Genomic DNA, 22,421 nt, shown 5'->3' with positions numbered 1-22,421 from the left:
CGTCGGCGATGACGTCCGGCGGCCAGCCGGCGGAGCGGAGGTTGGCGCGCAGTTCGGCGCGGAAGGTGGAGCAGTCGGGCGGGTTGAGGGCACGCATGGGAGACCTCCATGGGGAGAGGCAGGGAGGGAGGGGAGGAGAGAATGTCGACGGATGCGTCGCCGTGAACGAGGCCAGCCTGGACCTGGCTGCTCTGCGGTGCGAAATGGGCAGCATGCGCCTACTGCCCCAGAGAACAGGCGTTACTGACGATCCGTCTGATCGCTGTGGCATCGACCATAGCGCACGGAAGTATCTAATTTTTACGCTCGCGGGACATTCACCCTAGAGTGGTAACGGGGGCCGGAACGTCCCTCTCCGGTGGACCACCGCGTGGCCAGCGCGGCACACTTGGCCCGACCACGCCCTGGAAGGAAGCTATGCCTCCACGCCCGAACCCAACCATCCGCCAACGCAGGCTTGGAACGGAGCTGCGTCGGATGCGTGAGCAGGCAGGCCTTGGAGGATCCCAGCTCGGCCGTGCCGTCGGAATGAGTCCCGCCCAGGTGACTCAGATGGAGTCAGGGCGGATCGGTATCAGCGTCGAGTGCCTCCGCACCATCGCTGCGGCTTGCAACTGTGCCAATCGACCGTTGGTTGACGCGCTTGCCGACATCATCGGCGACCGGGGCAAGGGGTGGTGGGAGGCCTACCGGGAGGTGCTGACAACAGACTTCCTCGAAGTGGCCGAGGTTGAGTCACATGCGCAGGAAATCGCCATCTGCACCACGACGTACATCCCTGGGCTTCTGCAGACCGGTGCCTATGCGTCTGCGGTCTTCACTCGGCTCTACCCGCCACTGTCCCGAACCGAGATCGATGTCAGGACGGCCTTTCGTATCCAGCGGCAGCAGATCGTTCGCTCCGGCAGAACGTCTCTCCGCACGTACATCCATGAAGCGGCTCTTCGCATGCAGTTCGGAGGGCCGATAGTCCTCGCCCAGCAGCTTGAGGCGTTGATCGAGGACTCCACTCGGCCAGGAATCTCCGTAAGGGTGGTTCCGTTCGCGCTTGATACCTTCCCGGGCTCCGGCGAGAACCTAACCTTCGCCATGGGGATGGTTCCTGAGCTGGACACCGTGCAGATGGATGTCTCACAGGGCACCCTCTTCTTCGACTCTCCGGCAGATCTGGCCAAGCAACGGGTCATCTTCGATCGCCTGGACTCCACTGCGCTCTCCGAGGACGGATCGCGCGACTTCATCCGTTCCATCAAGAAGGAAATAGAGGCCAGTTATGCCTAAAGTCATATGGCAGAAGTCAAGCCACAGCGCGGCGAACAACGAGTGCGTCGAGGTGCGTGCAGGGGCCGGAGTGGTCGAAGTGCGTGAATCCGATGACCCCGTCACGATCCTCTGCACAACTCAGGCAGCCTTCGCCGACCTTCTCGTCAGCATCAAGGCCGGTGAACTCGACGATCGTGTCTGACCCGGGTGGCCCTCGCTCGACCGGAGCGAGGGCCACCCCGCACAGTGGTTGGTGGGGTGGCGGGGTTCGAGCAGGTCTCGAAGCCCGTCACCGGCAACGGAGCGGGAAGTCGGTTGACCCGACTTCCCGCTCCGTTGCTTTCCTCGTGGCGTGCGTGTGGGTCAGTTGTGGGCGTGGAGGTCGGCGTTGAGGCCGCCCCAGGAGCCGGTGCGGGCGATGACCTCGACGGCGCCGGTCTGGGAGTTGCGGCGGAAGAGGAGGTTGTCCTGGCCGGACAGCTCGACGGCCTTGGCCACGGTGCCGTCCGGGGTGGTGACCCGGGTGCCGGCGGTGACGTAGAGGCCGGCCTCGACGACGCAGTCGTTGCCGAGGGAGATGCCGATGCCCGCGTTGGCGCCGAGCAGGCAGCGCTCACCGACGGAGACGACCTGCTTGCCGCCGCCCGACAGGGTGCCCATGATCGAGGCGCCGCCGCCGATGTCGCTGTGGTCGCCGACCAGGACGCCCGCGCTGATCCGGCCCTCGACCATCGAGGTGCCGAGGGTGCCGGCGTTGAAGTTGACGAAGCCCTCGTGCATCACGGTGGTCCCCACGGCGAGGTGCGCGCCGAGGCGGACGCGGTCCGCGTGGGCGATGCGCACGCCGGACGGCGCGACGTAGTCGGTCATCCGCGGGAACTTGTCGATGCCGTAGACGGCGAGCTGCCCGCCCTGGGCGCGCACGGCCAGCCGGGCCTGCTCGACCTTGTCCACCGGAACCGGGCCGATGCTGGTCCACGCCACGTTGGCCAGCAGGCCGAAGATGCCGTCGAGGCTCAGGCCGTGCGGCCGCACCAGGCGGTGGCTGAGCAGGTGCAGACGCAGGTAGGCGTCGTGCGCGTCGAGCGGCTTCTCGTCCAGCGAGGCGATGGTGGTGCGCACGGCGACCACCTCGACGCCGCGGCGGGCGTCGGCGCGCAGCGCCTCGGCGGCGCCCGCGCCCAGCTCGGCCTCGGCCTGCTCGGCGGTCAGGAGGACGGTCCCGGCCGGGCCGGCCTCGGCGGTCAGCGCGGGGGCCGGGTACCAGGTGTCGAGGACGGTGCCGTCCGCGGCGATGGTGGCCAGGCCTGCGGCAACGGCGCCGCTCACGGGGGTGGTGGATTCTGCAGTCACATCGTGCACGTTAACGAATCCGGGCCGCCGTTGCCGAACACGCTCACCGTCCGGACCGGCCCCGTCGGCCGCGGGCGGCGACAAAATGCGGTGCCGGTGGAGCCGCTCCTCGGCAATACTCCGACGGGTGTTCATGTCGATCTCCACCACAGGTACCGCCGAGAGCCCGGCCACTGACCTGGGCTTTCTGCTGCACAAGCACCCCGCCAAGGTCCAGCGGTTCGCCACGGCGCACGGCGAGGCGCACGTCTTCTACCCGGAGGCGGGCGACGAGGCCTGCACGGCCGCGCTGCTGCTCGACGTCGACCCGATCGCGCTGGTCCGCAAGGGCCGGGGCAAGGGACGCGCCGGCTCGCCGGACTTCGCGCTCGCCCAGTACGTCAACGACCGCCCGTACGCGGCCTCCTCGCTGCTCGCGGTGGCGCTGCGGACGGTGTTCCGGACGGCGATGCAGGGTGTCTGCGAGGCCCGCCCCGGGCTGGCCGACCGGCCTCGCCCGCTGCGGATCGTGTTGCCGGCCGTGCCGGTCGGCGGTGCCGACAGCACGCGCGAGGGCTCCGCCGTCGCGATGGCGGTCCGCCTCTTCGAGCCGCTGGGCTGGCAGGTGGAGGCGTCGGCGATCCCGCTGGACGCGGCCTTCCCCGAGTGGGGCGACTCGCGCTACGTCCGGCTGGAGCTGTCGGCGGAGCGGGCCCGGCTGGCGGACGCGCTCCAGCAGCTGTACGTGCTGCTGCCGGCGATGGACGGTGCCAAGCACTACTGGGTCGCCCCGGACGAGGTCGACAAGCTGCTCGCCGCCGGGGAGGGCTGGCTGGCCGGTCACCCGGAGCGGGACCTGATCACCCGACGCTACCTGTCGCGGCGCTGGTCGCTGACCCGGCGGGCGATGGAGCGCCTGGAGCTGGCCCGGCTGGCGGAGGCCGACGACCGCGAGGCCGAGGAGGTCGACAACGCGGTCGAAGACGCTTCGGAGGAAGCCGAGCAGGAGCAGGAGCAGGAGCAGGAGCAGGAGCAGAACGAGCAGGAGCAGAGCGAGCCGCGCCCGCCCTCGCTGGCCGAGCAGCGCCGTACGGCGATCCTGGCCGCGCTGCGCGAGGTCGGCGCGGCCCGGGTGGCCGACCTCGGCTGCGGGCAGGGCGAGCTGATCGGCGCGCTGCTGAAGGACGCGGGCTTCACCGAGGTGCTGGGCGTGGACGTGTCGGTGCGGGCGCTGTCCACGGCGGCCCGCCGGCTGCGGCTGGACCGGATGCCGGAGCGTCAGGCGAAGCGGGTGCGGCTGGTCCAGGGCGCGCTGACCTACACGGACGAGCGGCTGAAGGGCTTCGACGCGGCCGTGCTCTGCGAGGTGATCGAGCACCTGGATCTGCCGCGGCTGCCCGCCCTGGAGTACGCCGTGTTCGGCGCGGCCCGGCCGCCCGCGGTGGTCGTGACGACGCCGAACGCCGGGTACAACGTCCGGTGGGAGAGCCTGCCGGCCGGCCGCCTCCGGCACGCCGACCACCGCTTCGAGTGGGACCGCGCCGAGTTCCGCGCCTGGGCCGAACGGGTCGCCGCCGCGTACGGCTACACGGTGGACATCCGCCCGGTCGGCCCGCAGGACGACGAGGTGGGCGCCCCGACCCAGCTCGCCCTGTTCCGCCTCGGTGACCGGGCGAGCGAAGGCGAGAAGACGGCCACCGCGGCCACCACGGACAGCACGACGCCCGAAGGGGGCGAGACCCGATGACCGACGAGACCGACGCGACCCAGCCCGCCGACGCCGCAGCGACCGAATCGGCCGCGCCGACCGCGCCGACCGCGCCGACCGAACCGACGGCACCGGCCGCGCCGACCGAACCGACGGCACCGGCCGCGCCGCCCGCTCCCCGCCGCCTGCCGGTGACGGACGTCTCCCTGGTCGTGCTGATCGGCACCAGCGGCGCCGGCAAGTCCAGCTTCGCCCGCAAGCACTTCCTGCCCACCCAGGTCGTCTCCTCGGACTTCTGCCGCGGCCTGGTGGCCGACGACGAGAACGACCAGTCCGCCTCCGCCGAGGCCTTCGACGTGCTCCACTACATCGTCGGCAAGCGCCTCGCCGCCGGCCGGCTGACCGTCGTGGACGCCACCAACGTCCAGCCGGAGGCCCGCCGGCAGCTGGTCCGGATCGCCCGCGAGCACGACGTGCTGCCGATCGCCATCGTGCTGGACGTCCCGCCGGGCGTCTGCGCCGAGCGCAACCGCTCCCGCCCGGACCGTCAGCTGCCCGCCCACGTGGTGCCGCGCCAGCACCGCGAGCTGCGCCGCTCCCTGCGCGGCCTGGAGCGCGAGGGCTTCCGCAAGGTGCACATCCTGCGCGGCGCGGCCGAGGTCGAGACCGCCGAGATCGTGCCGGAGAAGCGCTTCAACGACCTGCGCCACCTCACCGGCCCGTTCGACATCGTCGGCGACATCCACGGCTGCCGCGCGGAGCTGGAGACCCTGCTCACCCGCCTCGGCTGGACGCTGGTGCGCGACGACGCCGGGCGACCGGTGGACGCGGTGCACCCGGACGGGCGGACGGCCGTCTTCGTCGGCGACCTGGTGGACCGCGGGCCGGACACGCCGGGCGTGCTGCGCCTGGTGATGGGCATGGTGGCGGCGGGACACGCGATCTGCGTGCCGGGCAACCACGAGAACAAGCTCGGCCGCGCGATGAGCGGTCGCAAGGTCACCGTCTCGCACGGCCTCCAGGAGTCGCTGGACCAGCTGGCGGGCGAGTCCGAGGAGTTCCGGGCCGAGGTCCGGGCGTTCATCCGCGACCTGGTCAGCCACTACCTGCTGGACGGCGGCGCCCTCGTGGTCTGCCACGCCGGCCTGCCGGAGAAGTACCACGGCCGGGCCTCCGGCCGGGTGCGCTCGCACGCCCTGTACGGGGACACCACCGGCGAGACCGACGAGTACGGCCTGCCGGTGCGCTACCCGTGGGCGGAGGAGTACCGGGGCCGGGCGCTGGTGGTCTACGGCCACACACCGGTTCCGACGGCGAGCTTCCTCAACAACACCATCTGCCTGGACACCGGCTGCGTCTTCGGCGGCAGCCTGACCGCGCTGCGCTACCCGGAGCGGGAGCTGGTCACTGTCGAGGCCGAGCGGGAGTGGTACGCGCCGGTGCGGCCGATGCACACGGACGCGCCGGGCGCCCGCGAGGGCCGTCCGCTCGACCTCGCCGACGTGGCGGGCCGCCGGGTGGTGGAGACCTCGCTGCACGGCCGGGTCGCGGTCCGGGAGGAGAACGCGGCGGCGGCCCTGGAGGTGATGAGCCGGTTCGCGATCGACCCCCGGCTGCTCGCCTACCTGCCGCCGACCATGGCGCCGAGCGCGACCTCGGGCCGGCCCGGCTACCTGGAGCACCCCGACGAGGCCTTCGCCGCCTACCGGGCGGACGGCGTCGAGCGGGTGGTCTGCGAGGAGAAGCACATGGGCTCCCGCGCGGTGGTACTGGTGGCGCGGGACGGCGCGGGGCTGGAGAAGCGGTTCGGGTCGGCCGTCCCGGGCGCGATCTGGACCCGCACCGGCCGGGCCTTCCTCGGGGACGAGGCGCTCACCGCCGCGGTACTGGACCGGCTGCGGGCGGCGGCCGAGCGGTCCGGGCTGTTCGAGGAGCTGCGCACCGACTGGCTGCTGCTGGACGCCGAGCTGATGCCGTGGTCGCTGAAGGCCGTCGAGCTGCTGCGCCGTCAGTACGCGGCGGTCGGCGCCGCGGCGGGCGCGGCGCTGCCGGAGGTGCTGGCCGCGCTGGAGCGGGCGGGCGGGCGCGGGCTGGACGTGGCCGAGCTGACCGGGCGCCAGCGGCGGCGCGCCGCCGACGCGCAGGCGTTCACCGAGGCGTACCGGCGGTACTGCTGGCCGACCGAGGGGCTGGCCGGGATCCGGCTGGCGCCGTTCCAGGTGCTGGCCGCCGAGGGGGTGAACCTCGCGGTGCGTCCGCACGACGAGCACCTCGCCTGGATCGACCGGCTGGTCGAGGCGGACGAGGCGCAGGTGGCCGACGCCGCGAACACGGTGGACGCGGCGCACACGGCGGACTCGGCCGACGCGGCGGACCGCCCGATCACCCCGCTGCTGCACCGCACCGGCCGCCTGGTGGTGGACACCGCCGACGAGGCCTCGCTCGCCGCCGGCGTCGCCTGGTGGGAGCAGCTGACCGCGGCGGGCGGCGAGGGCATGGTGGTCAAGCCGCTGGCCTCGCTGGTGCGCGGCCGGGCGGGGGAGGGCCGGCCGGGCGGGCTGGTCCAGCCCGGGGTGAAGGTGCGCGGACGCGAGTACCTGCGGATCATCTACGGTCCGGACTACACCGAGCACCTGGACCGGCTGCGCCAGCGCTTCCTCGGGCACAAGCGCTCGCTGGCGCTGCGCGAGTACGCGCTCGGGCTGGAGGCGCTGGACCGGCTGGCGGCGGGTGAGCCGCTCTGGCGGGTGCACGAGCCGGTCTTCGCCGTCCTCGCCCTGGAGTCGGAGCCGGTGGATCCGCGGCTGTAGCGGTACGGGCGGGCGGACAGGCGGACAGGCGGACAGGCGGACAGGCGGACAGGAGGGCGGGCGGAAGGAAGCGGAAGTCGTACGATCGGCAGTCTTGCATAGAAATTCTGAGCATCGTATAGACTTGCTACTTTCCGCCCGTCCGCCCGCCCGAGACCGTCACCGTTACTGTCACCGTCACACCCAGGAGCCCGGCATGGCCTTCAACCTCCGGAACAGGCACTTCCTCAAGGAGCTCGACTTCACGGCCCAGGAGTTCCGCTTCCTGGTGGACCTCGCCGCCTCGCTCAAGGCGGCGAAGTACGCGGGCACCGAGCAGCCCCGGCTGCGCGGCAGGAACATTGCGCTGATCTTCGAGAAGACCTCCACCCGGACGCGCTGCGCCTTCGAGGTCGCCGCCCACGACCAGGGCGCCTCCACCACCTACCTGGACCCGGCCGGCTCGCAGATCGGCCACAAGGAGTCCATCAAGGACACCGCACGGGTGCTCGGCCGGATGTTCGACGGCATCGAGTACCGCGGGCACGGCCAGTCGGTGGTCGAGGAACTGGCCGCCTACGCCGGGGTGCCGGTCTGGAACGGCCTCACCGACGAGTGGCACCCCACCCAGATGCTGGCGGACGTGCTCACCATGGCCGAGCACACCACCAAGCCGCTCACCGAGGTGGCGCTCGCCTACCTCGGGGACGCCCGCTCCAACATGGGCAACTCGCTGCTGGTCACCGGCGCGCTGCTCGGCATGGACATCCGGATCGTCGCCCCGCGCGCCCTGTGGCCGGACGAGGAGGTGCGCAAGGCCGCGCAGGCGCTCGCCGAGACCAGCGGCGCCCGGATCACCCTCACCGAGGACGTCGCCGAGGGCGTGGCCCGGGCCGACTTCCTCTACACCGACGTCTGGGTCTCGATGGGCGAGCCCAAGGAGGTCTGGGCCGAGCGGATCGCGCTGCTCAAGCCGTACCAGGTGTCGATGGAGACGGTGCGCGCCACCGGCAACCCGCAGGTGAAGTTCCTGCACTGCCTGCCGGCCTTCCACGACCTGGGCACGGTGGTCGGCCGGCAGCTGTTCGAGGAGACCGGCATGGCCGAGCTGGAGTGCACCGACGAGCTGTTCGAGTCGGCGCACTCCGTGGTCTTCGACCAGGCCGAGAACCGGCTGCACACCATCAAGGCCGTCCTGGTCGCCACGCTCGGCGACTGACGCCGGCGGCCGGCGCGCTACCGCTTCTCGCGCAGGTTCACGCAGGCGACCCGGTCGGCCGCGCCGTGCGCCCCGGCCGGGTCGCCCGCGTGCAGCACCAGCGAGCGCGCCCCGTCCGGCCGGGGCCGCCAGGCCACCGCGGCGGCGGCGGTGCCCGCGCCCCGCGCGTCGGTGCGCAGGGTGAGCCACAGCTCGTTGCGGTCATTGGCGTACGCGGGGTCGGTGGACGGGCTGACCGGGTCCACCGCGTCCTGGTAGTGCGGGCCGGACGCGGCCGGGTCGGCCCCGCACGCGGCGGTGTGCAGGTGCACCGGGAACACGTGGTCGGCGGCGACCCCGGTCACGCTCACGGTCAGGACCGTCCGCCCGGGCAGCGAGCGGTCCGTCACCACCCGGACGTGCGAGCCGTAGGGCACCAGGTCCGGCGCATGGCTGATCGCGGTCGGCGGGACGAACGCGGTGGCGGGGTCGAAGTCGGCCTCGGTGACCGTGGCCGGCAGCGCGACCGGCGCCAGCAGGGCGAACGGGAGCAGCGCGGCGGCGAACGGGGCGGCGGCGAGCGGAGCGGGCATCGGCGAACCTCTTCGAGTGGGGGGGCAGGAGGCCGGACGCCCCGTTCAACGCCGCACGCCGCCCCCGGACACGCTCCGGCTACCCGTCCGCCCGCCGGATCCCCCGGATCTCGCAGCGCGGCCCGCTGGCCCGCATCAGCCGCAGGTCGGCCGTGACCAGCGGCGCCCCGAACCGCTCCGCCACCGCCACGTACGCGGCGTCGTCCGGGGTGAGGTTGTCCTTCAGCTCCCAGATCCGCCCGAGCAGCGGCTCGACCGGGACCTTCCGGATCGCCAGCCCCGGCAGTGCGGCGGCGAGCTCGCCGACCCGTTCGGCGGTGAGTTCGCGCGCCAGGTAGAGGCCGCGCAGCGACTGCATCACCTCGATGACGACGTGCTCGGGTGCCACCCACTCGCCGCCCGCGGCCAGCTCGGCCCGGGCCGCGTCCCCGCGCTCGCCCTCGTCGGCCAGCGCCAGTACCAGCGCGGACGCGTCCACCACGATCATCGGTCGGCCCCCGTATCCGTTCCCGGCCTCTCACGTGCGGCTCACCGTACCGGTGTCGGCACGCCGGTCGGGGCGGAGGGTGCGCCGGCCGGGGCGGAGGGGGTCCCGGGTTCCGGGTCCTCGTTGTAGTACGGCTGGACGGCCTGTTCGGCCTGCTGCGCCGTCTCGGGGGCGATCCACTCCTGGAAGCGGGGGTCCATCGCGATGGCCTTGACCTGGTCGAGGGTGAGCGGCAGCCCGCTGCGGATCTGCTCGGGGGTGTCCGCGCCGGCCACCATCGCCGTGTTGTTGACGTTGACCAGGACCTGGGTGCCGTCCGGGCGCAGCAGGTCGGCGGTGCGGAAGAGCCGCTCGCCCTGGGCCAGCTCGGTGATCAGCAGACGGCTGCCGTCCGGGAGCGCGGCGTCGGAGCAGTACCGGTACTGGTTGGTCGCGTTGGCCTTGGCGCAGGAGTAGCGGTTGTCGAAGAAGGTGGTGAGCAGGTCCTGGTCGGAGCCCGGCTGAAAGGTGGCGAGGGCACCGATGCTGCCGTTGTCGGAGTCCGGTTGGGAGGGGAGGACGCTGATGCGGCTCTTGTCGGAGTCCGGTTGGGGGGTGAGGCGGACGCGGAGGCTGCCGTAGCCGCCGGCCATGGTGACGGTGACGGTGGCCGGGCCGTTCCCGTCGTCGTAGAGGACGGAGCCGCTGCTGTCCACGCTGGGCCGGTCCGGTTCGCTCAGGAACATGTGGTCGGCGTAGCGGATCGTCGACGTGATGACCGCGGAGCGGCCGGAGTAGCCGGAGGTGGTGGCGCCGGGCGGCAGGGTCTGCAGCAGGGTGTGGACGGTGGCGCGGCCGGTCATGGCGACCTTGTCCGCGTTGGCCCCGGTGCCGGGACGCTGCTGCTCGGGGCCCGACGTGGGCTTCGGCAGCGGGGCCGGGAACGCGCCGCCCGCCGCGGGCGCGACGCCGGGCCTGTCACCGGAGTGCAGGCCGAGCGTGCCGCCGACCGTCAGCACGGCGACGGTGGCGGCCGCGCCGGCCATGGTGGCCCGGCGGCGGCGCCGGATGCGGCGGCCGCGCTCGGCGGCGCCGGCGACCAGCGGTCCGAGGTCGGCGCCGACGCCGCCCATCGCCCGCTCGAAGGTGTCGGAGAGTCCCTGGGTGTCCCGGGGGCTGTTCGGTGTGTCCATTGCTGGTTCCTCGGTTTCGTCGGGATGAGCCGGACAGACGGGATGGGCCGGATGAGCCGGACGGGCGGAATGATTCGGATGAATCGGGTGCGGTGGACGGTGCGGGGGCCTCAGGAGACGGTGAGCTGCTCGGCGGCCTGCGGCCCGAGCACGGCGCGCAGCCGCCCGAGGGCGCGCAGCGCCTGGCTGCGCACCGCCCCGGCGCTGACGCCGAGTTCGGCGGCGGTCTCCTCGACGCTGCGGTCCTCCCAGTAGCGCAGCACCAGGACGGCCCGGTCCCGGCGCGACAGCTCGGCGAGCGCGGCGAGCAGGGTGACCCGCAGCGCCGGGTCGCCGGCCGCGGGCGCCAGGCCGCCGGGCGGCTCCGGCAGGTCGCCGATGGCGGGCCGTTCGCCGCTGCGCCGCAGCCGTCGGTGGGAGAGGTGGGTGCGGACGAGCACGCCGCGGGCGTAGGCCTCCGGGCTCTCGGCGCGGCGCACCTTGGGCCAGGCGGCGTAGAGCTTGGCGAGGGTGGTCTGGGTGAGGTCCTCGGCGAGGTGCCAGTCCCCGCAGAGCAGCAGCGCGGTGCGGAAGAGGTGCTGTCCGCGGGCCAGGGCGAAGGCCTCGAACTCGGCGTTCTCCCCGGTCCGTCGTGTCCTGCCGATCACGCTGTCCCCTGCCCCTCGCGCCTCGTGGACGGCGGCCGCGCGTCCCCTGTGCCCGGATAGACGCGTGAGCCCGGCGGGCGCGTTACGGGAGGGTCCGGCGGGGGTTCGGGGAGGATGCACCCGGTGGGGGCAGGCTGGAGGTGGTGCCGACGTGGCGGACGCCGCAGCATGCACTATGGTTTATCTCGACATCGAGATAACTCAGCCTTACGATATATCTCGACATCAAGATACTTGCCGAGAGGCGCTCACCGGCGGTGCGGGGAGGGTCCACCCAAGTAAGGGTGACCTTACCAGCGTGGCGGCCGGATACCGCACGAAGCACCTAGAAGGAGTCAGTCGTGTCCGCGAACAGCTTCGACGCCCGCAGCTCGCTGCAGGTGGGCGACGAGTCGTACGAGATCTTCAAGCTCTCCGCCGTCGAGGGGTCCGAGCGGCTGCCCTACAGCCTCAAGGTGCTGCTGGAGAACCTGCTCCGCACCGAGGACGGCGCCAACATCACCGCCGACCACATCCGTGCCCTCGGCGACTGGGACGCCGACGCCCAGCCGAGCCAGGAGATCCAGTTCACCCCGGCCCGCGTGATCATGCAGGACTTCACCGGTGTGCCGTGCGTGGTCGACCTCGCCACCATGCGTGAGGCCGTCAAGGAGCTGGGCGGCGACCCGGCCAAGATCAACCCGCTGGCCCCGGCCGAGCTGGTCATCGACCACTCCGTCATCGCCGACAAGTTCGGCACCCCGGACGCCTTCGTCCAGAACGTCGAGATCGAGTACGGCCGCAACAAGGAGCGCTACCAGTTCCTGCGCTGGGGCCAGACCGCGTTCGACGAGTTCAAGGTCGTCCCGCCGGGCACCGGCATCGTCCACCAGGTGAACATCGAGCACCTGGCCCGCACCGTCATGGTCCGCGGCGGCCAGGCGTACCCGGACACCTGCGTCGGCACCGACTCGCACACCACCATGGTCAACGGCCTGGGCGTGCTGGGCTGGGGCGTCGGCGGCATCGAGGCCGAGGCCGCCATGCTCGGCCAGCCGGTCTCCATGCTGATCCCGCGCGTCGTCGGCTTCAAGCTGACCGGCGAGCTGCCGGCCGGCACCACCGCCACCGACCTGGTGCTCACCATCACCGAGATGCTGCGCAAGCACGGTGTGGTCGGCAAGTTCGTCGAGTTCTACGGCGACGGCATCGGCGCCATCCCGCTGGCCAACCGCGCCACCATCGGCAACATGTCGCCGGAGTTCGGCTCGACCTGTGCGATCTTCCCGATCGACGCCGAGACCATCAACTACCTGAAGCTCACCGGCCGCGACGCGCAGCAGCTCGCCCTGGTCGAGGCGTACGCCAAGGAGCAGGGCCTCTGGCACAACCCGGCGCACGAGCCGGTCTACTCCGAGTACCTGGAGCTGGACGTCTCCACCGTCGTCCCGTCGATCTCCGGCCCGAAGCGCCCGCAGGACCGCGTGATCCTGGCCGAGGCCTCCGAGCGCTTCGCCGAGGCGCTGCCGACCTACTCGGCCGAGGCCTCCAAGCCGACCGCGGTCAACGTGCCCGACGGCTCGACCTACCAGATCGACAACGGCGCGGTCGTGATCGCCTCGATCACCTCCTGCACCAACACCTCCAACCCCTCCGTCATGCTGGGCGCCGCCCTGCTGGCGAAGAAGGCCGTGGAGAAGGGCCTGACGGTCAAGCCCTGGGTCAAGACCACCCTGGCGCCCGGCTCCAAGGTCGTCATGGACTACTACGAGAAGGCCGGCCTGCTCCCGTACATGGAGAAGCTGGGCTTCAACCTGGTCGGCTACGGCTGCGTCACCTGCATCGGCAACTCGGGCCCGCTGCCCGAGGAGGTCTCGGCCGCGGTCAACGAGGCCGACCTGGCGGTCGTCTCGGTGCTCTCCGGCAACCGCAACTTCGAGGGCCGGATCAACCCGGACGTCAAGATGAACTACCTGGCCTCCCCGCCGCTGGTGGTCGCCTACGCCCTCGCCGGCAACATGAACGTCGACCTCACCAAGGACGCCCTGGGCCAGGACGCCGACGGCAACGACGTCTTCCTCGCCGACATCTGGCCGTCCGAGCAGGAGGTCGCGGACACCGTCGCCGCCTCCATCGACCAGGACATGTTCGACAAGGGCTACCAGGACGTCTTCGCCGGCGACCACCGCTGGCAGTCGCTCCCGGTCCCGACCGGCAACACCTTCGAGTGGGACGCCGAGTCCACCTACGTCCGCAAGCCCCCGTACTTCGAGGGCATGGCCAAGACCCCGAGCCCGGTGACCGACATCGCCGGCGCCCGCGTCCTGGCCAAGCTGGGCGACTCGGTCACCACCGACCACATCTCCCCGGCCGGCAACATCAAGCCGGGCACCCCGGCGGCGCAGTACCTGACCGCCAACGGTGTCGAGAAGCGCGACTTCAACTCCTACGGCTCGCGCCGTGGCAACCACGAGGTCATGATCCGCGGCACCTTCGCCAACATCCGCCTGCGCAACCAGATCGCGCCGGGCACCGAGGGCGGCTACACCCGCGACTTCACCCAGGCCGACGGCCCGGTGTCGTTCATCTACGACGCCTCGCAGAACTACCAGGCCGCCGGCACCCCGCTGGTCGTCCTGGCCGGCAAGGAGTACGGCTCCGGCTCGTCCCGCGACTGGGCCGCCAAGGGCACCGCGCTGCTCGGCGTCAAGGCCGTCATCGCCGAGTCCTACGAGCGCATCCACCGCTCGAACCTGATCGGCATGGGCGTCCTGCCGCTGCAGTTCCCGGAGGGCCAGAACGCCGACTCCCTCGGCCTGACCGGCGAGGAGACCTTCTCCATCACCGGCGTGACCGAGCTCAACGAGGGCCGCACCCCGGCGACCGTCAAGGTCGTCGCGGTCGGCGCGGACGGGACCGGCAGGGAGTTCGACGCGGTCGTGCGCATCGACACCCCCGGTGAGGCGGACTACTACCGCAACGGCGGCATCCTGCAGTACGTGCTGCGCAGCCTGATCAACGGCTGAGCACCGCGCTGAGCGCCGAGGAGGCCGGACCGCACCCGCGGTCCGGCCTCCTTCGCTTTGCCCGGACGCCTCCTCGGCTTTGCCGGCCTTTTGCATAGTGCGCCGACCGGGCCGCGCCTCTTGTGCGGTGTGCCCGCGATGGACTAAACCTCTGTTCCAGCTTGGTCCAGACCAATTGACGCTGCTTCAGAGAATAGGTCCGGTATGCCCATTCGCCGCCCCGCCCTGCTCGCCGCCACCACCGTCGCCGCGCTGCTCGCCTCCACCGTCGCCACCGCCACGGCCCATGCCGCCCCCGGCGCCCAGGGCCCCAAGCTCAAGGGCCAGCGGGTCGGCTACTTCACCTCGTGGGGCGCCGACAGCTCCGCCAAGCGCGTCCAGGAGTCCGGCCAGGCCGGCCGGCTCACCGTGATCAACTACGCCTTCGGCAACGCCTCCGCCGAGGGCACCTGCTTCCAGAGCAACGAGCCCGGCCAGGGCGACGCCTACAACGACTACCAGCGCGCCTTCTCCGCCGCCGACTCGGTGGACGGCGTCGCCGACGCCCCGGGCCAGGCGCTCAAGGGCCACTTCAACCAGCTGCGCAAGCTCAAGGCGCAGAACCCGCAGCTCAAGGTCGTCATCTCGCTGGGCGGCTGGAGCTGGTCCAAGTACTTCTCGGACGCCGCCGCCACCGACGAGGCCCGCAAGAAGTTCGTCTCCTCCTGCATCGCCCTCTACCTGAAGGGCGACGTGCCGCAGCTGGCCGGATCCCCGGAGGGCGGCGCCGGCGCCGCCGCGGGCGTCTTCGACGGCATCGACGTCGACTGGGAGTACCCGGGCGGCGGCGGTGACGAGGGCAACGTGGTCCGCCCCGAGGACGGCCGCAACTTCACCCTGCTGATGGCCGAGTTCCGCAAGCAGCTGGACGGCCTGGCCGCCGAGCGCGCCGCGGGCGCCAAGGGCAAGGCCAAGAAGCCCGAGCACTACCTGCTGACCGCCGCCGTCGCCGCCAACGAGACCGTCGCCGACCGGCTGGAGCTGCCCGAGCTGGCGGACTCCGTCGACTGGCTCAACCTGATGACCTACGACCTGCACGGACCGTGGGAGGGCAAGGGCCCGGCCAACCACCAGGCCCCGCTCTACTCCGACCCCACCGACCCGGACGCCCGCCAGCGCAGCGCCGACAAGGCCGTCGACCACTACGCCCAGCGCGGCCTGCCCTCCCAGCAGACCGTCCTCGGCGCGCCGTTCTACGGCCACGGCTGGACCGGCGTGCCGGCCGGCAACCGGGGCGGCCTGTACCAGAAGGCCACCGGCACCGTGGCGGACCGCTCCTACAAGGAGATCAACGCGCTGCCCGGCACCACCTACGTGGACCGCGACCACGGCGCGTCCTGGAAGTACGACGGCACCACTTTCTACAGCTTCGACTCGGCCGAGGTGCTCACCGAGAAGGGCCGCTACGCCCGCTGGAACGACCTGGCCGGTGTGATGGTCTGGTCGCTGGACGGCGACGACGCGCAGGGCAGCGGGATCGCCGCCCTGGACAAGGGCCTGCGCGGCAAGTGAGCCGGCCCTGACCCGGACGTGAGCCCGACCCGGACATGAGAACGGGAGGGCCCGCCGCGATGCTCGTCGCGGCGGGCCCTCCCGTCCGTCCGCTCAGGCGCGGTCGCAGGCCTGCGCCCGCAGCGCGCGGGCCAGGTCGTCCCGGCGCTCCAGCACCAGCCGGCGCAGCGCGGGTGCCGCGGCCGGGTGCCCGGTCAGCCAGGCGTCCGCCTCGGCCAGCGTGGCCTCGTCCACCTGCGCCTGCGGGAAGAAGCCGCCGACGATGCGCATCGCGATCTCGATGGTCCGCTCGGCCCAGACCCGCTCCAGCAGCTTGAAGTAGGGCGCGGCGTAGAGCGCTGTCAGGTCGCGGTGCGCGGGCACCGCGAAGCCGGCGATGTTGGCCTCGACCAGCGCGTTGGGCAGCTCGTCGGAGTCGATCACGGCCGACCAGGCGGCGGCCTTGGCCTCCGGGGTGGGCCGGGCGGCCAGGCACTGGGTGTGCTGGCGGCGTCCGCTCGCGGTGTTGTCGGCGGTGAGCTCCCCGGCCAGCTCCTCCTCGGTGGCCTGGCCGGCCGCGGCCAGCGCCAGCCAGAGCGCCCAGCGCAGCTCCTGGTCGACCTCCAGGCCGTCGATCCGGGCGGTGCCGGCCAGCAGGCCGCGGACCAGGCCGAGGTGCTCGGAGCCGTTGGCGGTCTGTGCCAGGAAGCGGGCCCAGGCCAGCTGGTGGTCGCTGCCGGGGGCGGCGGCGCGCAGCTCGTGCAGCGCTCCGTCGGCGAGCAGCCGGCCGCCCTCGCCGCGCCAGGCCGGGTCGGCGTAGAGGTCGACGGCGCCCTTGGCCTGGGTGTGCAGCGACTGCAGGACGCCGATGTTGGCCTCCCGGCCGGCGAACCGCAGCACCAGCGCGACGTAGTCGCGGGCCGGCATCAGGGCGTCCCGGGTGAGGTTCCAGACGGCGGACCAGGCCAGCGCGCGGGCCAGGTCGTCCTTGATGTCGCCGAGGCCGGCGCGCAGGGTCTCCAGCGACTCCTCGTCGAAGCGGATCTTGCAGTACGTCAGGTCGTCGTCGTTGAGCAGGACGAGTGCGGGGCGCGGGCGGCCGACCGCCTCGGCGACGGTGGTGCGGGCGCCGGTGATGTCCAGTTCGAAGCGGCCGGTGCGCACCAGCGCGCCGTCGTCGTCCCGGTCGTAGAGGCCGACCGCGATCCGGTGCGGGCGCAGCACGCCGCCGTCCTGGAGGACGGCGAGCTCGGTGATCCGGCCCTCGGCGTCGGCGGTCAGCTGCGGGGTGAGGGTGTTGACGCCGGCGGTCTGCAGCCAGGCGGCGGCCCAGGACTTGAGGTCGCGGCCGCTGGTCTCCTCCAGGACGTCCAGCAGGTCGGCGAGTTCGGTGTTGCCGAAGGCGTGCCGCTGGAAGTAGCGGCGGGCGCCCTCGAAGAAGGCCTCCGCCCCGACGTAGGCCACCAGCTGCTTGAGCACCGAGGCGCCCTTGGCGTAGGTGATGCCGTCGAAGTTGAGCTTGGCGTCCTCCAGGTCCCGGATGTCCGCGGTGATCGGGTGGGTGGTGGGGAACTGGTCCTGCCGGTAGGCCCAGGCCTTGCGCTGGTTGGCGAAGGTGACCCAGGCGGAGCGGTAGCGGGTGCCGGCGCCGACCAGGCCGTAGGAGCCCATGAAGTCGGCGAAGGACTCCTTCAGCCACAGGTCGTCCCACCAGCGCATGGTGACCAGGTCGCCGAACCACATGTGCGCCATCTCGTGCAGGACGACGTTGGCGCGGGCCTCGTAGGCGGCGTCGGTGACCTTCGAGCGGAAGATGAACTCCTCACGGAAGGTGACGCAGCCGGGGTTCTCCATGGCGCCGATGTTGTACTCGGGGACGAACGCCTGGTCGTACTTGCCGAAGGGGTACGGGTAGCCGAACCGCTCGTGGAAGAAGTCGAGTCCGAGCTTGGTGACACCGAGGATCTCGTCGGCGTCGAAGTACGGGGCGAGCGACCTGCGGCACATCGCGGAGAGCGGGATGTCGAGCACGGTGCCGTCGTCGAGGGTACGGCTGTAGTGGTCGCGGGCGACGTGGTACGGGCCGGCGACGACGGCGGTGAGGTAGGTGGAGATCGGCTTGGTCGGCGCGAACTCCCAGGTGCGGGCGCCGTCCTCGGCGGTGACGGTCTCGGGGGTGACGGTCTCGGCGGTGACGCTCACGTGCGGGGCGTTGGACCACACGTCCCAGGCGGCCGGCGCGGTGACGGTGAAGGTGAACGGGGCCTTCAGGTCGGGCTGTTCGAAGGTGGCGAAGACCCGGCGGGCGTCGGCCGGCTCGTAGTGGGTGTAGAGGTAGGTCTCGCCGTCGACCGGGTCGGTGAAGCGGTGCAGGCCCTCGCCGGTGCGGCTGTAGGCGCAGTCGGCCTCGACGGTGAGCACGTTCTCGGCGGCGAGGCCGTCGACGTGCACCCGGGCGCCGTCGTAGGCGGCGGCCGGGTCCAGGGCGCGGCCGTTGAGGGTGACGGCGCGTACGGCCGGGGCGAGCAGGTCGACGAAGGTCGACGCGCCCGGTTCGGCGCAGCGGAAGGCGATGGTCGTGGTGGAGCGGAAGGTGGCGGCCGCGGGGTCGGGGGCCGAGGTCACGTCCAGCCGGACGTGGTAGCCGTCCACGCTGAGGGTGCTGGCCCGCTGCTGGGCTTCGTCGCGGCTCAGGTTCTTGCCCGGCACGGCGGTACTCCTTTGTCCGGCTCGCACGGTCGTGCGGTCTTCGCTGGTGCGGTGGTGCGGCGCGCTGTGGTGCTGCGGGGGCATCCTTTCACGCCCCCCGCGCCGGTACCATTGCACAACTCGGGCGGGCGGGCCGGAATCAGTGGCGGGGGCCGGGCGTTGGCGCTCTGGGGGGCGCGGTCCGCCACGGCCGCACGGTCTCCGACGCGCACTTCTCCGATCCTCTTCCCGGACGACTTCGAAGGACGACAGCCGTGACGAACTCCGCTGGTGCCGCCGGCGCCGCCGAGCGCAAGACCGCCGACTTCTGGTTCGACCCGGCCTGTCCGTGGGCCTGGATGACGTCCCGCTGGCTGATCGAGGTCCAGCAGCTGCGCCCGGTGGACGTGAACTGGCACGTGATGAGCCTGTCGGTGCTGAACGAGGGCCGGGACCTCCCGCCGCAGTACCGGGACCTGCTGGACAACGCCTGGGGCGCGGTGCGGGTGTGCATCGCGGCCGCGAAGCAGCACGGCGACCAGGTGCTGGGCCGGCTCTACACCGAGCTGGGCACCCGTTTCCACAACCAGGGCCTGCCGCAGAACCGGGAGACGATCGAGGCGGCGCTGGCCGCGGCCGGGCTGCCGGTGGAGCTGGCGGAGGCGGCCGGCACCGACGCGTACGACGAGGCGCTGCGCCTGTCGCACAAGGAGGGCATCACCCTGGTCGGCGAGGACGTCGGCACCCCGGTGATCGCGGTCGAGGGCGCGGACGGCGAGCGGGTCGCGTTCTTCGGCCCGGTGGTGACGCCGATCCCGCGCGGCGAGGCCGCGGCGCGGCTGTGGGACGGCACCCTGCTGGTCGCCTCCACGCCGGGCTTCTACGAGATCAAGCGGACCCGTACCGCGAGCCCGTCCTTCGAGTAGGTCGTCGAGCGGTCGCTCGCGCGGGAGGGGCCCGGTACCACGCGGCCACGCGGTACCGGGCCCCTCCCGCGCGTCGCGCCCCGGGTCAGCCGCGGACGGCGTCCCGGCGCTGCTTGAGCAGGCCGGCGGCGGTGAGCAGGACGACCAGCACGCCGGCCGCGTACAGCTGCTGCCGGTTGCCCTCGGTGGTGGTCATCAGGGCGAGGATGCCGGCGACGGCGGCCATCGCGACCCAGGTCAGGTAGGGGAAGCCCCACATCCGCACGGTGAGCAGCTCGGGCGCCTCGCGCTCCAGCCGGCGGCGCATCCGCAGCTGGACGACGCAGATGAACAGCCAGACGACCAGGATGGCGACGCCGGTGGTGTTCATCAGCCAGGTGAAGACGGTGGCGGGCCAGAACTTGGCGGCCAGGACGGCGGCGAAGCCGAACAGGCAGGAGGCCAGCACCGCCCGCCGGGGCACCCCGCCGCCGACCTTGGCGAGGGCGCGCGGGCCCTGGCCGCGGCCGACCAGCGAGTAGGCCATCCGGGAGGCGCCGTAGATGTTGGCGTTCATCGCGGACAGCAGCGCGATCAGCACCACGAACTGCATGATCGTCCCGGCGCCGGGCACCCCGAGGTGGCGCAGCACGGTGACGTAGGGGCCGTCGGCGACGACCGCCGGGTCCTTCCAGGAGACCAGGGTGACGACCAGTGCCATCGAGCCGATGTAGAAGATCGCGATCCGCCAGACGGCGGTGCGCACGGCCCTGGCGACGTTGCGCCGGGGGTCCTCGGACTCGGCGGCGGCGATGGTGACGGTCTCCAGGCCGCCGTAGGCGAAGACGGAGGCGAGCAGGCCGACGATCAGTCCGCTGACGCCGGTGGGCAGGAAGCCGCCCTGGCCGGTGAGGTTGGCGGTGCCGGGGGCGCCGGGGCCGAGCACGCCGGCGATGCCGAGCCCGCCCAGCACCAGGAAGGCGATGATCGCGGCGACCTTGACGGCGGCGAACCAGAACTCGAACTCGCCGAAGTTCTTCACCGCGGTGAGGTTGCTGGCGCAGAAGAACACCATGAACAGGGCGACCCAGACCCAGGCGGAGACGCCGGGGATCCAGCCGTTGACGATCTTGCCGGCGGCGGTGGCCTCGGCGGCGACGCCGCAGCAGAGCATCACCCAGTACATCCAGCCGGCGGTGATCCCGGCCCAGGGGCCGATCTCCTTCTCGGCGTGCACCGAGAAGGAGCCGGAGGCCGGGCGGGCCGCCGACATCTCGCCGAGCATCCGCATGATCAGCATGACCAGCAGGCCGGAGAGCACGAAGGCCAGGATGATGGCGGGCCCGGCCGCCGCGATGCCCGCGCCGGAGCCGACGAACAGGCCGGCGCCGATGACGCCGCCGAGCGCGATCATCGAGAGGTGGCGCTGCTTGAGTCCGTGCGAGAGCTGCTGCCCGCCGGCCGGGGGAGTGGGCTCGGTTGCGGTGGTCCCGGGCGCGGGGGGCGCGGAGGTGGGGGCCATGGGAGGTGGATCCAGACTGTTCGACATGCGGTGCGAGCTGTCCAATATCCGGTGACACGACTGGGCATGCCAAGAATGTCCGGTTCGGGACCAGCATGCGGACCCCATCGTGACATTCGGACCCCGAATGCTCACGCTCCGTCGCCCCGGTGGGTCGGGACCCGACAAGGAGTCCGGCCGGGGGTTTGTCCGGATCCCTGACGGTGTTCGGCGTGATCGCCGCGTAGGTTCAGAGTGATCACTCACTTGATCCGCTGATCCTTCGATCGTCCGGATCCCCACCGTGCCGAGGAGAAGCCCGATGGCCACCGCCAGCACCCCCGTTCCGAGCCGCGCCGTCCTCGCCGACCTGCTGCCCGCCGCCGGCAGCCGCCTCGGCGGCCAGGCGCGCGACCTCGCCCTGGTCGCCGGCGGCGCCGCGCTCACCGGCCTGGCCGCCCAGCTGTCGGTGAACGTCCCCGGCTCTCCGGTGCCGGTCACCGGCCAGACCTTCGCCGCCCTGCTGGTCGGCACCGCGCTCGGCAGCCGCCGGGGCGTCGCCTCGCTCGGCCTCTACCTGCTGGCCGGCATGGCGGGCGTGCCGTGGTTCGCCGAGGGCTCCTCCGGCTGGTCGATGCCCTCCCTCGGCTACGCGATCGGCTTCGTGCTGGCCGCCGGCCTGGTCGGCGCGCTGGCCCGGCGCGGCGCCGACCGCTCGCCGGTGCGCACCGCCGCCGCGATGGTCCTCGGCAGCCTCGCCATCTACGCCGTCGGCGTGCCCTACCTGGCCTTCGCCCTCGACGTCCCGATGGCCCGCGCCGCCGAGCTCGGCCTCTACCCGTACCTGGTCGGCGACGCCCTGAAGGCCGCCCTCGCCGCCGGCGCCCTCCCGCTCGCCTGGAAGCTCCTCGGCCGCCGCTGAGGACCTCCCCCCGCTCCCTTCGCGGCGCTCCGGCCCGGTCCCGACCTGCCGAAGGCGTCGCCCCCTGCGGAGCCCGGGTCCACGCGCATGCCACACTCATGGGCATGCGCGTGTACCTGGGCTCCGACCATGCCGGATACGAACTGAAGAACCACCTCGTGGAGTGGCTCAAGGAGGCCGGCCACGAGCCGGTCGACTGCGGGCCGCACATCTACGACGCCCTCGACGACTATCCGCCGTTCTGCCTGCGGGCCGCCGAGCGCACCGCCTCCGACCCGCAGTCGCTGGGCATCGTGATCGGCGGTTCGGGCAACGGCGAGGCGATCGCCGCCAACAAGGTCAAGGGCGTCCGCGCCGCGCTGGCCTGGAGCGAGCAGACCGCCGCGCTCGGCCGCGAGCACAACAATGCCAACGTGATCTCCATCGGCGGCCGGATGCACACCGAGGAGGAGGCCACGAAGTTCGTGGAGGTCTTCCTCAACACCCCGTACAGCGGCGACGAGCGGCACACCCGCCGGATCGACATGCTCAGCGTGTACGAGACCACCGGCGAGCTCCCGCCGATCCCGGCCCACCACCCGCAGCAGGAGGGCTGACCCTCCCGCCCGTCCCGGCTCCTCCCGGCGGCCGGCCGCGCCCCCCCCGCCCCGGCGGCCGCCCCCGTACCCCGGCCCCCCCCCG

At 72.3% G+C, this 22,421-nt stretch carries 17 protein-coding genes; 10 read left to right on the top strand and 7 right to left on the bottom strand.

The window, feature by feature from the left end:
• Positions 1 to 417 precede the first annotated feature (417 nt).
• Positions 418 to 1,281: a helix-turn-helix transcriptional regulator gene (locus ABZW10_RS37915; RefSeq protein ID WP_355376026.1), complete on the top strand. Its 864-nt coding sequence runs from the start codon at positions 418 to 420 to the stop codon at positions 1,279 to 1,281.
• Entirely contained in the window at positions 1,274 to 1,465 is a 192-nt protein-coding gene (locus ABZW10_RS37910; RefSeq protein WP_355376024.1) for a DUF397 domain-containing protein, read from the top strand. Before ABZW10_RS37915 ends, ABZW10_RS37910 begins: the two co-directional genes overlap by 8 nt.
• A gap of 161 nt (positions 1,466 to 1,626) precedes the next feature.
• Here ABZW10_RS37910 and dapD read toward each other — a convergent pair whose 3' ends face one another.
• A complete protein-coding gene (dapD, locus tag ABZW10_RS37905) occupies positions 1,627 to 2,616 on the bottom strand; it encodes a 2,3,4,5-tetrahydropyridine-2,6-dicarboxylate N-succinyltransferase (RefSeq protein WP_355376022.1) in 990 nt (329 codons plus the stop codon).
• A 127-nt stretch (positions 2,617 to 2,743) separates the two neighbouring features.
• Between dapD and ABZW10_RS37900 the strand changes: the two genes are divergently transcribed.
• The 3 genes from ABZW10_RS37900 to argF all read left to right on the top strand — a co-directional run bounded on the left by ABZW10_RS37900 (position 2,744) and on the right by argF (position 8,311).
• The gene (locus ABZW10_RS37900) at positions 2,744 to 4,342 is read left to right on the top strand and encodes a 3' terminal RNA ribose 2'-O-methyltransferase Hen1 (protein WP_355376020.1); all 1,599 of its coding nucleotides are present in this window, start codon (positions 2,744 to 2,746) and stop codon (positions 4,340 to 4,342) included.
• Positions 4,339 to 7,113 carry a polynucleotide kinase-phosphatase gene (locus ABZW10_RS37895; protein ID WP_355376017.1) on the top strand — a complete coding sequence of 925 codons (2,775 nt, stop codon included), beginning with the start codon at positions 4,339 to 4,341 and terminating at the stop codon, positions 7,111 to 7,113. Before ABZW10_RS37900 ends, ABZW10_RS37895 begins: the two co-directional genes overlap by 4 nt.
• A gap of 196 nt (positions 7,114 to 7,309) precedes the next feature.
• On the top strand, positions 7,310 to 8,311 hold the full coding sequence (gene argF, locus ABZW10_RS37890; RefSeq protein ID WP_355376015.1) for an ornithine carbamoyltransferase: 1,002 nt from the start codon (positions 7,310 to 7,312) through the stop codon (positions 8,309 to 8,311).
• A gap of 17 nt (positions 8,312 to 8,328) precedes the next feature.
• Here argF and ABZW10_RS37885 read toward each other — a convergent pair whose 3' ends face one another.
• The 4 genes from ABZW10_RS37885 to ABZW10_RS37870 form a co-directional block, all read right to left on the bottom strand.
• On the bottom strand, positions 8,329 to 8,883 hold the full coding sequence (locus tag ABZW10_RS37885) for a superoxide dismutase family protein (protein WP_355376012.1): 555 nt from the start codon (positions 8,881 to 8,883) through the stop codon (positions 8,329 to 8,331).
• A gap of 79 nt (positions 8,884 to 8,962) precedes the next feature.
• On the bottom strand, positions 8,963 to 9,370 hold the full coding sequence (locus tag ABZW10_RS37880) for a type II toxin-antitoxin system VapC family toxin (protein WP_355376009.1): 408 nt from the start codon (positions 9,368 to 9,370) through the stop codon (positions 8,963 to 8,965).
• A gap of 41 nt (positions 9,371 to 9,411) precedes the next feature.
• Complete coding sequence (locus ABZW10_RS37875; RefSeq protein WP_355376007.1) at positions 9,412 to 10,542, bottom strand: hypothetical protein; 1,131 nt, start codon at positions 10,540 to 10,542, stop codon at positions 9,412 to 9,414.
• Between the two features lie 110 nt (positions 10,543 to 10,652).
• Complete coding sequence (locus ABZW10_RS37870) at positions 10,653 to 11,189, bottom strand: SigE family RNA polymerase sigma factor (protein WP_355376004.1); 537 nt, start codon at positions 11,187 to 11,189, stop codon at positions 10,653 to 10,655.
• A 341-nt stretch (positions 11,190 to 11,530) separates the two neighbouring features.
• Between ABZW10_RS37870 and acnA the strand changes: the two genes are divergently transcribed.
• Entirely contained in the window at positions 11,531 to 14,194 is a 2,664-nt protein-coding gene (acnA, locus tag ABZW10_RS37865; RefSeq protein WP_355376001.1) for an aconitate hydratase AcnA, read from the top strand.
• A gap of 204 nt (positions 14,195 to 14,398) precedes the next feature.
• Positions 14,399 to 15,745 carry a glycoside hydrolase family 18 protein gene (locus ABZW10_RS37860; protein ID WP_355375998.1) on the top strand — a complete coding sequence of 449 codons (1,347 nt, stop codon included), beginning with the start codon at positions 14,399 to 14,401 and terminating at the stop codon, positions 15,743 to 15,745.
• A 93-nt stretch (positions 15,746 to 15,838) separates the two neighbouring features.
• Here the strand turns inward: ABZW10_RS37860 and pepN are convergent, their stop codons facing one another.
• Complete coding sequence (pepN, locus tag ABZW10_RS37855) at positions 15,839 to 18,433, bottom strand: aminopeptidase N (protein ID WP_355375995.1); 2,595 nt, start codon at positions 18,431 to 18,433, stop codon at positions 15,839 to 15,841.
• 254 nt (positions 18,434 to 18,687) lie between these two features.
• Between pepN and ABZW10_RS37850 the strand changes: the two genes are divergently transcribed.
• On the top strand, positions 18,688 to 19,338 hold the full coding sequence (locus tag ABZW10_RS37850; RefSeq protein WP_355375992.1) for a DsbA family protein: 651 nt from the start codon (positions 18,688 to 18,690) through the stop codon (positions 19,336 to 19,338).
• An 85-nt stretch (positions 19,339 to 19,423) separates the two neighbouring features.
• Here ABZW10_RS37850 and ABZW10_RS37845 read toward each other — a convergent pair whose 3' ends face one another.
• Positions 19,424 to 20,731 carry an amino acid permease gene (locus ABZW10_RS37845; protein WP_355376029.1) on the bottom strand — a complete coding sequence of 436 codons (1,308 nt, stop codon included), beginning with the start codon at positions 20,729 to 20,731 and terminating at the stop codon, positions 19,424 to 19,426.
• Positions 20,732 to 21,140: 409 nt separating this feature from the next.
• Between ABZW10_RS37845 and ABZW10_RS37840 the strand changes: the two genes are divergently transcribed.
• Together ABZW10_RS37840 and ABZW10_RS37835 are read left to right on the top strand one after the other, a co-directional pair.
• On the top strand, positions 21,141 to 21,740 hold the full coding sequence (locus tag ABZW10_RS37840) for a biotin transporter BioY (protein ID WP_355375990.1): 600 nt from the start codon (positions 21,141 to 21,143) through the stop codon (positions 21,738 to 21,740).
• A gap of 104 nt (positions 21,741 to 21,844) precedes the next feature.
• Positions 21,845 to 22,336: a ribose-5-phosphate isomerase gene (locus ABZW10_RS37835; RefSeq protein ID WP_355375987.1), complete on the top strand. Its 492-nt coding sequence runs from the start codon at positions 21,845 to 21,847 to the stop codon at positions 22,334 to 22,336.
• Positions 22,337 to 22,421 lie beyond the last annotated feature (85 nt).

Source organism: Kitasatospora sp. NPDC004723, from assembly GCF_040609255.1.
GTDB lineage: Bacteria > Actinomycetota > Actinomycetes > Streptomycetales > Streptomycetaceae > Kitasatospora.
The sequence above is the reverse complement of the archived record's forward strand: the minus strand, read 5'-3'. Positions and strand labels throughout refer to the sequence as shown.